The organism is Bradyrhizobium sp. UFLA01-814 (assembly GCF_046718885.1).
GTDB classification, from domain to species: domain Bacteria; phylum Pseudomonadota; class Alphaproteobacteria; order Rhizobiales; family Xanthobacteraceae; genus Bradyrhizobium; species Bradyrhizobium elkanii.
The window spans coordinates 1-13,262 of the sequence record NZ_JAQOSR010000063.1; the positions used below are offsets into that span (position 1 = coordinate 1).

Here is a 13,262-nt window from a genome sequence, read left to right on the forward strand (position 1 = left end):
GCACCACGACGCGCAGGGACACGCCGATATGCGGCGCGGTGATGCCGATGCCCGGCGCCGCATGCATGGTCTCGAGCAGGTCCTGCGCCAGTTCGCGCAGCGCCTCGTCGAACATGGTCACCGGCTCGGCCGGCAATGCAAGGCGCGGATCGGGATAGCGCACGATGGGGCGAATGGTCATGCCCGTGTCTTAGGCCAGCGCATCGCGCCGGACAACATGCTGATGCCGGGCACCGCGTGCGGCGCGCTGTTCAGAGATGCTTTTCGAAGAACAGATCGGGGTAGGGGTCGTCATTGAAGCGCGGGATCTCGGTCCAGCCCGTCCTGCGATAGAGCTGGCCGGCTTCCGGCAGCGCGCTGTTGGTGTCGAGCCGCAACACCGCGATGCCGAGCTCGCGTGCGGCCTGCTCGGCTGCGTCCATCAGGCGGCGGCCAAGGCCGAGGCCGCGCGCGCCAGGTGCGACCCAGAGCCGCTTGATCTCCGCGAACTCGCCGCTGCTGCCCTTCAGCCCGACGCAGCCGATCGGCAGCCCTTCCGACATCGCCACGATGAAGCTGCCGCGCGGGCGCACCATGTCCTTGGCCTCGGGGTCGCGCGACAGCCTGACGTCAAAGCCCGTCTCGAAGCGCCGCGCGAGCTCGGCGTAATATTCGCCGAGGCAGTAGCGCGCCTCGTCGCTGCGCGGATCCATCTCATCGAGGGCGGTGCCGTCGCGGCCGAGCGCCGAGGCGATCAGGTCCATCGCCGCCAGCAGCGCCTCGCGTTGGCTGTGGCGGGCGAGAAAGTCCTTGGCCTGCCGGTTGGAGATCGCCTCATAGGCGCTGAACTCGCGCTTACCCGCCGCCGTCAGCCGTGCGATGCGGCGGCGCGCATCGTCGCCATGCGCCGTGGTCTCGATCAGCTCCTCGTCCTCGAGGCTGCGCAGCAAGCGGCTCATCAGGCCGGAATCGAGGCCGAGATAATCCCTGATCTCGCCGACATCGGCGCGGCCATGCCCGATCGCGTTCAGCACGCGCGCCGCGCCGAGCGGCCGGCCGCGCCCGAGGAACGAGGTGTCGAGCGCGCCGACGGCGGAGGTCACGGCACGGTTGAAGCGGCGGACGCGGGAAACGGGGTCGAGCATATATCTGACTTTAGTCAGATATCGTCGCCGCGTCAATCGGCCGGCGATCCGGACCGAATGAAGCCTTAGCGCCTAAGTGCTGCGATAGGCGACGCGTATCAGCCTGGGACGCAGCGGAACGAAGTCGCCGCTGCGTCGTCTCGTGTCGTTTCGGCGTTCACGCCGCGGCCATCTTGGCCTTGATCACTTGCGGATCGACGAAACCGCCAAAGCCGACCGCGATCCGGTTCCAGCCGTTGATGATGTTGATCAGCAAGGTCACCTTGACCTGCTCCTCCGGCGTGAAATGCGCCTTCAGCGTGTCGTAGGCTGCGACATGGGTATGCTGCTCGCAGATCCGCGTCAGGGCCTCGGTCCAGCCGAGCGCTGCGCGCTCGCGATCGGTGTAGCAGGGCGCTTCGCGCCAGGCCGACAGCAGGTAGATGCGCTGCTCGGTCTCACCCTCATCGCGGGCGAACGTCGTGTGCAAATTGATGCAATTGGCGCAGCCGTTGATCTCTGACGCGCGGATCTTCACGAGCTCGGCGAGCTTCGGCTCGAGGGTGGAGGTGATCGCAAGTGACGCGTCGAACCAGATCTTCATGATCTTGGGGGCGGCGGCGAGCGGATCAAGTCTGACAGTCATGGTCGGTTTCCCTGGTTTGGTTGACGACATCATGACGAACGAGGAACGGCGAATGTGACATGCCGGCGCGATATTTTTATCTGCCGCGGCAGCGGCGGCTCTTACAGGAAGCCGGCGATCGGGCGGATGGTCTCGTCGGCCAGCGTTTTGACCGCCTTGGCCGGAAGGCCGGCAGGCACGCGCGGTCATCCTGCGCACTGTTGCGATTGGAATGACGCGATGATCGCGATCATCAGCGGCGCTACTGGGGCGCGAGATCGCTCGCCGCTTGCCGGAGTTCTTGCAGCAGCTCTGTTTCCCATTGCGAAGGATCCGTCAGGAACCGCGCGAGATTGTCGAAACAATAATATCCGAACTCCGACTTCGATCGGGCGGCGGACGTCGCGGCTGCACGCGCCAGCAATCGCGCGGCATACTGCTGCGCCGTCATCAGGCTCGCCGCGTGCTCGGCCATCTTCGCCATGCGCCAGAGACCCGAGTGGTCGATGGCATTGCCGAGATCGCCGAAATAGAACCCTTCCGCGAGCTCCAGGCGAGCGCTCGCGCTGCCAGCGTTCTCCAGCATTAACGGGGCGATCTTCTCGAAGAAGAAGTTCTCGTGATCGGTATCGACCAGTCCGTAGTAGCGTAGTAGGACGTCGTTGCTCGACTTGTCGAGACGCGCGAGACACCACGCGGCGTAGCCGAACAGTGCGGTCGGAATCTCGTCTCCGTAAGGGTCGTACCAGGCGTTGGTGTGCGGTCCGATGTGCGTGCATGCCGCGTCGATCAGCCTTCGGATCGCAGGCGCGGCGCCGGGGCAATGCCTGGTGACATGGGTGAAGAACTTCTTCTCGTTGAGCCACTTGCCGTCGCAACGGAACACCGCCTGCAGGTGGTTGTCGTGCGGCCGCTCGTTGATATCGGGACCGATCTGCGCCGTCAGCGCATCGATGGCCGCGATACAGTCGGGCTCGCTCATCGAGGCGAGATCGACGGTGTAGGTGCTGAACCGCTTGGCGAGCGTCTCGGCCTTCTTGGCCAGCGCGGCATCCTTGTCCTCTTCTTGCGACTCGGGTGGAGCGGGCCTGAAATGATCCTCCGTTACGGGCACGACCCGGACGCGGTGTATCGGATTGTGCGGCGCGCCGGAGACTGTCACCATCCCCTCCGCGAACCGCATATCGAGGCGCCGGTCGGGCAGGGGTGTCGCCTTCGACCAGCCGCGGGCGCGCGCCAGCCAAGGACGGTCGTCCATCCCGAACCGCTCCAGCATGATCTTGGGCGAAACCGTCCCGTCCACACCGACGCAGGCGACGAACTCATGCCGCTTCAACCAGAAAGCCTGACTATCGGGTTGCCAGCCGATCACGTCGCGCTCGGAGAGTTCGAAGTCGCGGAGATTGCTGCTGACATTGGCGTAGTGGCTGTTCAGATCCGGCCACAGATCGGGGTGCGATTTCGCGTTGATCTCGTTGGTCGTCAGCGTGGCCTCGCGATCGAGCAACCGCGACACCTTGCGGTAGATCTCGCCGCGTCGTGGCGGCAATCCCTGGTTCCGCCTGTCGAGGTCGAGCTGGGTCGTGTCGGGCAACCCTTCGGCCTGCATCCACATCGGCGCGACGGAGTGCAGCCGCCGCAGCGGAAAGGCCTGCCAGATCTCGACGGCAAAGCTGAAATACTGCCGTTGCGCCGTGGTGTCTCTGCCCAACAACCGGGAGACGAGCGAGCTCTCCTCGGTGATCATGGGAAGCCGGGAATTGTCGCCGCGCAGCCAATAGCGCCCGCACGGGCTCGAGCGGATCAGAAACGACCTCGCCCGCGATCCCTCGCAGCTCGACACCTCGTGATGGCCGGTCTGCGGATCGATGCGCAGCAGCAGTGCAACGATTCCGTTGTCATGCCGGAACGCCGAAACCAGAATTCGGCCATCCTGGTCCAGAACCGGCGGGCACAGCGAGTTGCCGCTCGGCATGCCCTGAACCGAGCGGATGCTCGCCCTGCGCTCGAGGTCGATGACATGCAGGTCGGTCGTGTGCACGGCGTGATAAAGCAGCAGATAGACGAACCGGCCATCCTTGCTCTGGAGAAATCCGTAGCTCAGATAGTCGTCGCGCGCGTCCTTTCCGTCGTGTCCGCGCGCCCAGGGCGTTTGCAGCCGATCGACGAGTTGGCGACGCGCGAGATCATAGAAGACGAATCCCGCGTCGGTGTTGAAGAACCAGGCGATGCCGTCCGGCAGTAGCCCGGCATTCCGCGCGGGCCGCTTGCCGAGGGCAGGACGCATGATCCAGTCATCCTGGCCGTCGACCTGGATTGCGAAGTACTCGGTGTTGCCGATTTTGCGGATGGAATTCACGATCGGGTAACCCTGCGAAGCCGCCCCGTGTCCCGAGGCGCTTCATTATGCGGGAGCCGGGCAACATCCGATTAATGCGATCGGGAAACATGAGGTTGACCGGCCGGCGACCGCCGGCGGGGACAACTTGCCGCATGCCTCTTGCTGTGCGCCGACGAGCCGGTCAAGCGCGCGCCAGCACCAGCACGTTGCCGGCAAGGATCGCGGCGGCGCCGGCGAGCACCGGCCAGCCCAGCGTAAGGTGCTCGAACAGCGCCGACAGCACGAGCGCGACGAGCGGCACCAATGCGAGCGTGTAGGCGGCGCGGCCGGGACCGAGCCGGCGCACCAGATCGAAATAGAGCATGAAAGTGATGCAGGACGCGGCAATCGCAAGATAGAGGAAGCTCGCCACGTAGGAGAGCGAGATGTCGGCGGCAAACGGCGTGCCGGTCGCGACGGCCCACAGCGCGCTCGCTGTGGCTCCGACGAACGCGCCGCAGCCGAGCACGGAGACGACGGGCAGTCCGGCGCGCTGGTTGCGCGCACCGACCGTTGTCCCGGCGCCGGTTGCGATGGCCGCGGTGAGCGCCCAGGCGAAACCCGCAAGCGGCGCGGCTCCGTGCGCGGCCGCGCCGGGCAGGAAGATGATCGCGAGGCCAAGGATGCCGCACAGCGCGCCCGATACGAAGCCGGAGGAGATCGGCACGCCGAGCGCGGCGCGCGCGATCACGGCCGCGAACAGCGACGATGTCGACAGGACGAGTGCCGCAAGCCCGCTCGGCATCCGTGCCGTCGCCTCATGAAAGGCGATGAAAGCAATGGCGAAGAACAGCAGGCCCTGCAATGCGACCGCCGGTCGATCCCTTCGCGGGATCGTGAGCGGCACGCCGCGCAGCCGGCCGTAGCCGAGCAGGATGACGCCCGCGAGCACCATGCGCAGTGCGACCGACCACGGCGCGGGCGTCACGCCGGCCTGCATCGCCGTTGCCAGCGCGCCGCCGCCCCAGAGCAGCGCGGTCAGCGCGAACAGCAGGGCCGTCATGGCGCGTCGGCGTCATCGCGCAGTGCGCGCCAGCCCTCGGCATCGATCCGCGCGCTTTCTCCCTCAAGCCGGGTGAGGGCGGAATCCAGTGTCGTTCGCTCGCTCTCCGAGAGCCGCGCCAGCAGCCGCGTCTCGATCGCGCTGCCGAGTGCGGCGATCCGGTTGAACGCGGCCCGGCCGCTGCGGGTAATGCTGACGGCGGCGAAGCGCCGGTCGGTCTTGCCGGGCCGCCGCACCGCGAAGCCGAGCTCGACGAGTTGGCCAATGCCGCGGCTGACCGCAAACGGGTCGAGGGCGCAGGCGCGGCCGATCTCGGAGGCGTTGGCGGCGTCGCGCTCGGCGATGACGGCGAGGATACGCCAGCCGGCCTGGCTTAATCCGAACGTCTCGCCGTAGAAACGCTCGAGCGGTCGGGCGACCTGCGCCGCGACCAGGAACAGGCGGTAGGGCAGCCAGGCACTGAGCTTCAGCCCATCGTCGGACGCAGGCGCAGTCTGTTTCATGGGGTGAGAGGCTCGCGCAGATAGTTGCAAAGTGCAAGCATATCGCAAAGATAGGTTGCGACCCGGATCGCATGCGTGAAAATCCCGACACACTTGTCACTCCCACTCACCGCTGCCGCGGCGTCAGATTGGGGCATGACCAACGGCGAACGGCGGGCGGCGATGGAACCGCGCTGAGGTCCCGGAGTTCGTCCAAATCGGAGATGGAGAGACCATCATGAATAAATCAGCTGAAAACGATCGCGGCGAACTGGCGGCGATGCAGACACCGCCGGTGGTGTCGCGGGAGGCGTGGGAGGCGGCGCGCCTGGAGATGCTGGTGAAGGAGAAGGCCCAGCTGCGGGCACGCGACGCGCTTGCGGCGGAGCGGCGGCGAATGCCCTGGATGGCGGTCGAGAAGCCGTATGTCTTCGAAGGACCGAACGGCAAGGCGAGCCTGCTCGACCTGTTCGAGGGCCGCCGGCAGCTGATCATCTACCGCGCCTTCTTCGAGCCCGGCGTGTTCGGCTGGCCGGACCACGGCTGCCGCGGCTGTTCGCTCGGCGCCGATCAGGTCAGTCATCTCGCCCACCTGAACCAGCGCGACACCACGCTCGCCTACGCCTCGCGCGCGCCGCAGGCCGACGTCGCGCGGCTGAAGGCGCGGATGGAGTGGGACATGCCGTGGTACACGATCACCGACAGTTTTGACGCCGACTTCGGCGTCGCCGAGTGGCACGGCCACAACGTGTTCATCCGCGACGGCGAGCGGATCTTCCGCACCTATCTCGTCAACAGCCGCGGCGACGAAGCGATGGGTACGGTGTGGAGCTATCTCGACATCACGCCGCTCGGCCGCCAGGAACTCTGGGAGGACTCGCCGAAGGGTTATCCGCAGGGCCCGACCTACAAATGGTGGAATTGGCACGACAATTACGACGCCGAGGCCGCGCCGAACGCAAAATGGGCGGCGGTGACCGATGCCGGCGAAGCCGCGTTCCGCAAGATCGCGGAGCAGGAGCGCAAGGCGACGTAAGGGGTAGAGCAGGGAGGGCGCGTGGCGTCCTCCCTAGCGGCCCTCGTTCTTTGCGGCCGAGAGTGCCTTCAGCGCCGACAAGGTCTGCCGCAGCCCGCGATCGAGGCGCTTGTCGCGGCGGATCACCACCGCGAGCCGGCGGTAGAGCTTAGGTGACAGCGACCGGACGATCAGGTCGCGCTGCTTGGTGCTGGCGGGAACGGCCATGCCGGGCAGCACCGCGCAACCTAGCCCGGCGCGCACCATCTCCTTGATCGCCTCGACGCTGCCGAGCGACATCAGCGGCTTCAGCGAAACGCCGCCGCGGGCCAGCCACTCGTCGGCGGTGCGCCGGGTGTTGCCGCCCGGCTCGAACAGCAGCACCGGCCTGGTCGCCAGCACCTCCGGCGTGATCCGCGCGGGCAGTTGCATATCGCGGGGCGCGATCAGCACGAACTCGTCGTTCACGACCGGCGTGATCTCGAAGCTGCGCCCCGACACCGGCAGCGTGACAAGCGCGATGTCGATGGTGTTGTCCTCGACCGCCCGGGCGATCTCCGCGGTGTTGCCGGTCGTGACCGTGATCTCCAGCGAGGGCAGCGCGGTGCGCAGCTCCTTCAGGATCGGCGGCAGCAGGAAGATGCAGGCGGTCGCACCGGTCCCGAGCCGCACGCGGCCTGCCGTTCCGGTTGTCTGCTGTGCAACGGCGTCGACCGCGGATGCCACCGCCGCATTGATCTGATGCGCGTGCGAGAGCAGCGCGACGCCGGCGGCCGTCGGTCTCGCCCGCCGTCCGACCCGCTCGATCAAGGTCGCATTCAGGCTGCGCTCGAGCTGGCGCACCTGCAGGCTCACCGCGGGCTGCGTGAGCTGTAGCCGCTCGGCCGCCGCCGAGAAGCTGCCGCAGTCGATCACGACAGCGAAGCTTTCGAGATAATCGAGGTTGAGGTTCTTCATCAAAGTATCTCTTATGCCACGCATAAGCTGTCAAAGCTTCACTTATATAACGCCGCGGCGCATAGTCCGGCAAGCGACGGCTTCGGCAGACCGGGAGCAGGCATTGTCCGGCCTCAAGTCCATTGGCGGTGTCATCGTCGAGCTGGGGCGCTATCTTGCGGTCTCTTCGCATTCGCGCATCCGCCGCGGGCAGGCGCTGCGTGAGCTCGACGATCGCCTGCTGGCGGATGTCGGACCGTCGCGCAGCGATGTCGAGATGTGCCCGTGGCGCCTGCAGCGTGCGCCGACGCGCCGTCGAAGCACAGGGATGATGCCGCAAGACGAGGCAAGGATGACAGACAACGAAGACACCGTGATCCGCGACGCCACAGAGGTCGACATGGCGGAGGTGCAGCGCATCTACGCGCACCACGTGCTCAACGGGCTGGCGACCTTCGAGGAAGTGCCGCCGGCACTCGATGAGATGCTCGGGCGCCGTGCCGCCGTGCTGGCCGCGGGGCTGCCGTATCTCGTGGCCGATATCGACGGACGGGTGGCCGGCTACTCCTACGCGACAGCGTACCGGCCGCGGCCGGCCTATCGCAACACCATTGAAGACTCGGTCTACGTGTCGGAAGCCCTGCGTGGCCGCCGCGTCGGCGCGGCGCTGCTGCGGGCGCTGATCGAACGGTCGGAGGCGGGACCCTGGCGGCAAATGATCGCCGTGATCGGCAACAGCGGCAACGCCGGATCGATCGCGCTGCACCGACGCATGGGCTTCGAGATGGTCGGGACGCTGAGGTCGGTGGGCTTCAAGCTCGGGCAATGGGTCGACACCGTGCTGATGCAGCGGCCGCTGGGGCCGGGCGCTGCCACGCTGCCGTCAGACAAGGAAACGGCCCGGTGATCGCACGCCGGGTCGTGATTGCCCTCGGGCTGGCTCAACTGATCTCGTGGGGCGCGACCTACTATCTGATCGGCAGCTTCGGCGAGCAGATCGCCGCGGATCTGGGCCGGAGCCGCGACATCGTCTACGGCGGATTTGCCGCGGCGCTTTTGGTGATGGGGGTGACGTCGCCCCTTGCGGGCAGGTGGGTGGACAGAAGCGGTGGCCGGCAGGTCATGGTCGCGGGTGCCGTGATCAACGCGCTCGGCTGCGTCGGTCTCGCGGTCTCGCACCAGATCGGTAGCTATTTCGCATCTTGGATCGTTCTTGGCCTCGGCATGCGGCTGACGCTGTACGATGCCGCCTTCGCGGCGCTGGCCCGGATCGGCGGGCCGGAGGCGCGCCGCGCGATGTCCGGGATCACCTTGCTTGGCGGCTTGGCCGCCACCGTGTTCTGGCCGCTCGGCCACACGCTCTCGGACCATTTCGGTTGGCGCATCGCGGTGCTGGCCTATGCCGGCATTGCGCTATTGACGATCCCGTTGCATCTGCTGATTCCGAACCAGCGATTTGCCGGCGTGCCGGGTTCTGCGGTGGCATCGAGGCAACCGCGCGCGGTGGGGCGGCGGCAGCTTGCAGCGGCGAGCGGACTCTATGCCGTGATCATGACCGGCGCGAACTTTTTGAATGCCGGCATGTCCGCGCACATGATCGCGGTGCTCACCGGCCTCGGGCTCACCGTCACCGTTGCGGTGTGGATCGCAACGCTGCGGGGGATCGGGCAATCCGCCGCGCGTCTCTGCGAAGTTCTGTTCGGCGGACGGATCGATCCGCTCGGGCTCAACCTGATGGCCTGCCTGATCATGCCGCTCTCCTTCATCGCCGGCCTGTTCAGCGGATCAGCGCGGGAGATGGGGATTGCGTTTGCGCTGCTCTACGGCGCCTGCAACGGCATTCTGACCATCACCAGGGGAACGCTGCCGCTCATCCTGTTCGATCATCGCAGCTATGGAACGCTGGTCGGCCGGCTCATTGTCCCGAGCTTCATCCTGCCGGCGGCCGCGCCGCTGATCTATGCAATCGTGATCGACCGGTTCGGCGATGCGAGCGCGCTCTATCTCTCCGCCGGTCTCGCCCTGGTGACGCTGCTTGCCGCCATCCTGCTCAAGCTGCTGTTTCCGCCGCCGCTCGCGGCCGCGAAGCAATAGCCGTGTCGGCGGTGTCGATCTCAACCCGCTGCCGGCTCGCGCGGCAGCCACAGCGACAGCCAGCCGCCGAGCGCCAGCAGCGCGACATTGCAGCCGAGCGCGATCGTGAAAGCGTGCGCGTAATCGTCGGCCTGTGGATGCGGCCCGAGCAGGCTATAGAAGACGCCGCCGATCAGCGCGACGCCGAGTGCGGCGCCGATCTGGAAGGTCGAGATCATCATCCCCGATGCCAACCCGGCATGGCGCGGATCGATGCTGCCGATCACGGCCTTGATCACCGACGGCATCACGGTGCCGAAGCCGAGCCCGCCGCAGATCAGGCCGAATTCCAGGCTTTGCGGCAGCGCGCCGCCGACCGACAACATCACGACACCGAAGCCGATGACCTGGAGCGCAAAGCCCAGCGTCAGCGTGCGCGGGCCGAGCCATTGCATCACCAGCGACGACACCAGCGAGCTGACGAAGAAGCCGGCGGCAAAGGGCAGGGTGGCGAGGCCTGCTTCCAGCGGAGATTGGTGCAGGCCACTTTGCAGGTAGACCGCGAAGGTCAAATAGAACGAGGACAGCATGTAGAAGGCCAGCGCCATCAGCAGCCCGATCACGAAATCGCTGTTGCGCAGCAGATGCAGCGCGACCAGCGGGTCGCCGCCACGGGCTTCGAGCCGCGCCTCGAAGCGGACGAAGCCGGCGAGCATCAGCGGAGAGGCCAGCAGCATCGCGACGATCCAGACAGGCCAGCCGGATTCCCGGCCCTCGATCAGCGGATAGACCAGGAGGCCGAGCGTGAGCGACAGCAGGATGACGCCGCCGACGTCGAGCCGCTGCGCGTGCGCGGCGCGCGAGTCGGCGAGGTACCGCAGGCCGCCGACGAAGGCGGCAAGGCCGATCGGCACGTTGATCAGGAAGATCGCCTGCCAGGCCAGTCCGAACGGATGCGCCGACACGAGCACGCCGCCCAGCAGCTGGCCGCAGATATTGGCAAGGCCGAAGGTCGCGCCATAGAAGCCGAGCGCGCGACCCTGTTCGGCCGCCGGAAACAGCACGCGGATCGAGGCGAGCACCTGCGGCGCCATCACGGTGGCGGTGAGGCCCTGCAGGATCCGTCCGGCGACCAGCATGGCCGGTGACCACGCGATGCCGCACAGCACGGATGCGATCGTGAAGCCGGCGACGCCGGTCAGGAACATCTGCCGCCGCCCCAACAGGTCGCCGAGCCGGCCGCCGGTGATCAGGAACACGGCGTAGGTCGCGGCATAGGCCGAGATCACGAACTGCACCTCGCTTGGGCTGGCGCCGAGATTGTCGCGAATGGCCGGCAGCGCGAGGTTGACGACATTGAAATCGAGGATCGGCAGGAAGGCGCCGGTGAGCAGCACCGGCAACGCCAGCCATCGCCGCGGGTCGACCGTCGCCGGCCGCGCGGCGTGCAATTGCAACGTCTCGGTGGTCTCGCTTGTCACCTGCCAGCGCTCCTCTGCGTTGCCGGCGCGGCACACGAGGTGCGCCCGTCGGCCGAACTTTTCGGGAAGATGGCCTGTTTGTCCGTGATAAGGTATTCGCCAACTCTGCTAATTGAGTTTGCAAAAATGAACAGCCCGCTTGACTGGAATGACCTTCGCCTTGTCCTCGCGGTTGCGCGGGAAGGCAGCCTCTCCGGGGCGGCGCGCAGACTGGGCGTCACGCATTCGACGGTGTTCCGCCGCCTCGGCACGATCGAAGCAGCGATCGGAACGCGCCTGTTCGAGCGTTTCCGCGACGGTTACGCGCCGACACCGGCCGGCGAGATCGCGGCGGCGTCGGCAGCCCGGCTCGAGGACGAGGTGCTTGCGCTCGAGCGCAAGCTGGCGGGACGGGACCTCAGGCCGTCGGGGCCGGTGCGGATCACGACGACGGACACGCTCGGCGCGGTGCTGATGCGGCATCTGCCGGCGATGCGCGCCGCGCATCCGGAGATCCAGCCGGAGATCATCATCTCGAATGCGATGGCGAACCTGACGCGCCGCGAGGCCGAGATCGCGATCCGGCCGACGCCGGCACCATCCGAGCTGCTGGTCGGGCGACGCGTTGCCGATATTGCTCATGCGGTCTACGGATCGCGCGCCTATCTCGCCCGCCGCGGTGACAAGGATCTGTCGGTGCACGACTGGATCGGGCTCGACGATGCGCTGGCGGGGACCGTCATCGCCGGCTGGATGCGCGAGAACCTGCGTTCGGCGCGGACCACATGCCGGGTCGACGCGCTTCCGGCGCTGCGCGATGCCGCGGTAGCGGGCCTGGGACTTGCCCTGCTGCCCTGCTATGTCGGCGATCTCGCGCCCACGCTGCGCCGCCTGACGCCGAAAGCACTCGTGGAGCCGCGCTCGGCGCTGTGGCTATTGACCCATGACGATCTCAAGCGCACCGCGCGCATCCGCGCGACGCTCGATTTTCTCGCCAGGGCGCTCACCTCGGAGCGTGCGCTGTTCGAGGGAAAGCGCGCCGGAGGCGCGCGCCGTTAGTCGGCCGGCGCGCAGACCGTTCAGGAGCCGACAACTTCCGTGACGGTATGGATTTCCTCTGCCGCGCGGTTCGCAGGCATCCGATGATGCTCGCGAAAGGCACCAACGATCGTCTTCAGGACCGCGCGGGATTTTGCATCTGACAGCGCCGACAGCAGCATGATCTCGGACGGCGGAAGCGCAGGCAGGCCGAGCTGCCGGCTGACCTCGATCGTCCCGGCCGGCGCGAGCCGGCGGGAGAACACCGACGTAGCGAGGCCTGCGGCGACCGCGTCGGCGACGGCAAAGGATCCACAGCCGAGGAAAGTTTCCGTCCACGGGATGCCCGCCGCCGCCAGCGCGCGCGTCGCGATGTTGAGTACGCCGCAGGACGGCGAGGAGGCGGCGAGCCGCAGCGGCTCGCCCGCGCGATGGACGAAGTCCGGCGTGGCGAACCAGCCATAGTGATCCGACGCCAGCATCTCGCCGTCGCGGCGGTCGTCCTCGCGGCGGATGATGGCGGCGTCGATCTCGCCGCGATCGAGGGCGCTCAGCAGGTCGCGGGAGTCCTCGAGCCGGACTTCGATGGTGAGCGCCGGGTCGTGCGCGTGCAGCCGCGCCAGCAAGGTCGGAACCTCCGCGCCTCCGACATGGGTGGCGATGCCGAGCGAGAAGCGACGCGGGCGCGCGGGCGACAGCGCCGCGACGGCGCGATCATGCGCGGCGAGCAATTCCTGCGCAGGGGCGAGGAAAGCCGCGCCCTGTGCCGACAGGCGCACCAGACGCGGTGTCCGTTCGATCAGCCTGTGGCCGAGCTGGCTTTCCAGCCGCTTCAACTTGACGCTGATCGCGCCCTGCGTGGTGCCGAGCGTTTCGGCGGCGCGCGTAAAGCTCTTGAGATCGGCGATGGTCACGAATGTCTTCACGGCGTCGACGTCGAGCGTGGTCATGTCAGTCATCCGGATTTGTTGTCTCTGAAATATCTAGTCATCCAATTCACCAATGCTCAAGCCGTGACTAGCTTTGCGCTGTGAAGCGCTGCGGCCACCCGATTCCTGCCGCTGCTGCCTCAATACATCGTGAGTCGATCGACCGACGCTGCTGCCAGCACCCTGGCAACAGCGTGCGGTATGCCGTTGGCTTGCCA

Annotated in this window: 13 protein-coding genes; 4 read left to right on the plus strand and 9 right to left on the minus strand. The window is 67.0% G+C overall.

All coding sequences use genetic code 11. From position 1 onward, the window contains the following. The 6 genes from PMN64_RS20085 to PMN64_RS20110 all read right to left on the minus strand — a co-directional run. Positions 1 to 181 (minus strand): peptide deformylase (locus tag PMN64_RS20085; protein WP_411781859.1); only part of this gene is annotated, 181 nt, incomplete at its 3' end. Positions 182 to 251: 70 nt separating this feature from the next. Then, positions 252 to 1,124 (minus strand): GNAT family N-acetyltransferase, encoded by an 873-nt coding sequence (locus PMN64_RS20090; RefSeq protein ID WP_411781860.1) that lies wholly within the window; start codon positions 1,122 to 1,124, stop codon positions 252 to 254. A gap of 157 nt (positions 1,125 to 1,281) precedes the next feature. After that, positions 1,282 to 1,749, minus strand: a complete 468-nt coding sequence (locus PMN64_RS20095; RefSeq protein ID WP_411781861.1) for a carboxymuconolactone decarboxylase family protein — start codon at positions 1,747 to 1,749, stop codon at positions 1,282 to 1,284. 241 nt (positions 1,750 to 1,990) lie between these two features. Beyond that, entirely contained in the window at positions 1,991 to 4,087 is a 2,097-nt protein-coding gene (locus tag PMN64_RS20100) for a hypothetical protein (protein ID WP_411781862.1), read from the minus strand. Between the two features lie 163 nt (positions 4,088 to 4,250). Beyond that, positions 4,251 to 5,111 carry a DMT family transporter gene (locus PMN64_RS20105; RefSeq protein ID WP_411781863.1) on the minus strand — a complete coding sequence of 287 codons (861 nt, stop codon included), beginning with the start codon at positions 5,109 to 5,111 and terminating at the stop codon, positions 4,251 to 4,253. After that, positions 5,108 to 5,614 carry a MarR family winged helix-turn-helix transcriptional regulator gene (locus tag PMN64_RS20110; RefSeq protein ID WP_411781864.1) on the minus strand — a complete coding sequence of 169 codons (507 nt, stop codon included), beginning with the start codon at positions 5,612 to 5,614 and terminating at the stop codon, positions 5,108 to 5,110. The genes PMN64_RS20105 and PMN64_RS20110 overlap by 4 nt, the downstream gene beginning before the upstream one ends. A 217-nt stretch (positions 5,615 to 5,831) precedes the next feature. Between PMN64_RS20110 and PMN64_RS20115 the strand changes: the two genes are divergently transcribed. Continuing rightward, positions 5,832 to 6,629, plus strand: a complete 798-nt coding sequence (locus PMN64_RS20115) for a DUF899 domain-containing protein (protein ID WP_411781865.1) — start codon at positions 5,832 to 5,834, stop codon at positions 6,627 to 6,629. A 33-nt stretch (positions 6,630 to 6,662) separates the two neighbouring features. Here PMN64_RS20115 and PMN64_RS20120 read toward each other — a convergent pair whose 3' ends face one another. Further along, positions 6,663 to 7,565: a LysR family transcriptional regulator gene (locus PMN64_RS20120; RefSeq protein WP_411781866.1), complete on the minus strand. Its 903-nt coding sequence runs from the start codon at positions 7,563 to 7,565 to the stop codon at positions 6,663 to 6,665. A gap of 103 nt (positions 7,566 to 7,668) precedes the next feature. On the opposite strand from PMN64_RS20120, the gene PMN64_RS20125 reads away from it, so the two are divergent. Both PMN64_RS20125 and PMN64_RS20130 read left to right on the plus strand, forming a co-directional pair. After that, a complete protein-coding gene (locus tag PMN64_RS20125) occupies positions 7,669 to 8,451 on the plus strand; it encodes an N-acetyltransferase family protein (protein WP_411781867.1) in 783 nt (260 codons plus the stop codon). Further along, positions 8,448 to 9,638, plus strand: coding sequence for an MFS transporter (locus PMN64_RS20130; RefSeq protein WP_411781868.1), 1,191 nt, complete (start codon positions 8,448 to 8,450; stop codon positions 9,636 to 9,638). The genes PMN64_RS20125 and PMN64_RS20130 overlap by 4 nt, the downstream gene beginning before the upstream one ends. Positions 9,639 to 9,658: 20 nt before the next feature. On the opposite strand, the gene PMN64_RS20135 is transcribed toward PMN64_RS20130, so the two are convergent. After that, positions 9,659 to 11,098 (minus strand): MFS transporter, encoded by a 1,440-nt coding sequence (locus tag PMN64_RS20135; RefSeq protein WP_411781869.1) that lies wholly within the window; start codon positions 11,096 to 11,098, stop codon positions 9,659 to 9,661. Positions 11,099 to 11,224: 126 nt separating this feature from the next. On the opposite strand from PMN64_RS20135, the gene PMN64_RS20140 reads away from it, so the two are divergent. Continuing rightward, on the plus strand, positions 11,225 to 12,136 hold the full coding sequence (locus tag PMN64_RS20140) for a LysR family transcriptional regulator (protein WP_411781870.1): 912 nt from the start codon (positions 11,225 to 11,227) through the stop codon (positions 12,134 to 12,136). Between the two features lie 20 nt (positions 12,137 to 12,156). Here PMN64_RS20140 and PMN64_RS20145 read toward each other — a convergent pair whose 3' ends face one another. Next, positions 12,157 to 13,065 carry a LysR family transcriptional regulator gene (locus PMN64_RS20145; RefSeq protein ID WP_411781871.1) on the minus strand — a complete coding sequence of 303 codons (909 nt, stop codon included), beginning with the start codon at positions 13,063 to 13,065 and terminating at the stop codon, positions 12,157 to 12,159. Positions 13,066 to 13,262 lie beyond the last annotated feature (197 nt).

Excerpts from the sequence above, each read along its gene's own strand:
- PMN64_RS20090 (WP_411781860.1), bottom strand. The coding sequence starts at position 1,124 with ATGCTCGACCCCGTTTCCCGCGTCCGCCGCTTCAACCGTGCCGTGACC.
- PMN64_RS20095 (WP_411781861.1), bottom strand. The coding sequence starts at position 1,749 with ATGACTGTCAGACTTGATCCGCTCGCCGCCGCCCCCAAGATCATGAAG.
- PMN64_RS20105 (WP_411781863.1), bottom strand. The coding sequence starts at position 5,111 with ATGACGGCCCTGCTGTTCGCGCTGACCGCGCTGCTCTGGGGCGGCGGC.
- PMN64_RS20110 (WP_411781864.1), bottom strand. The coding sequence starts at position 5,614 with ATGAAACAGACTGCGCCTGCGTCCGACGATGGGCTGAAGCTCAGTGCC.
- PMN64_RS20115 (WP_411781865.1), top strand. The coding sequence starts at position 5,832 with ATGAATAAATCAGCTGAAAACGATCGCGGCGAACTGGCGGCGATGCAG.
- PMN64_RS20120 (WP_411781866.1), bottom strand. The coding sequence starts at position 7,565 with ATGAAGAACCTCAACCTCGATTATCTCGAAAGCTTCGCTGTCGTGATC.
- PMN64_RS20140 (WP_411781870.1), top strand. The coding sequence starts at position 11,225 with ATGAACAGCCCGCTTGACTGGAATGACCTTCGCCTTGTCCTCGCGGTT.
- PMN64_RS20145 (WP_411781871.1), bottom strand. The coding sequence starts at position 13,065 with ATGACCACGCTCGACGTCGACGCCGTGAAGACATTCGTGACCATCGCC.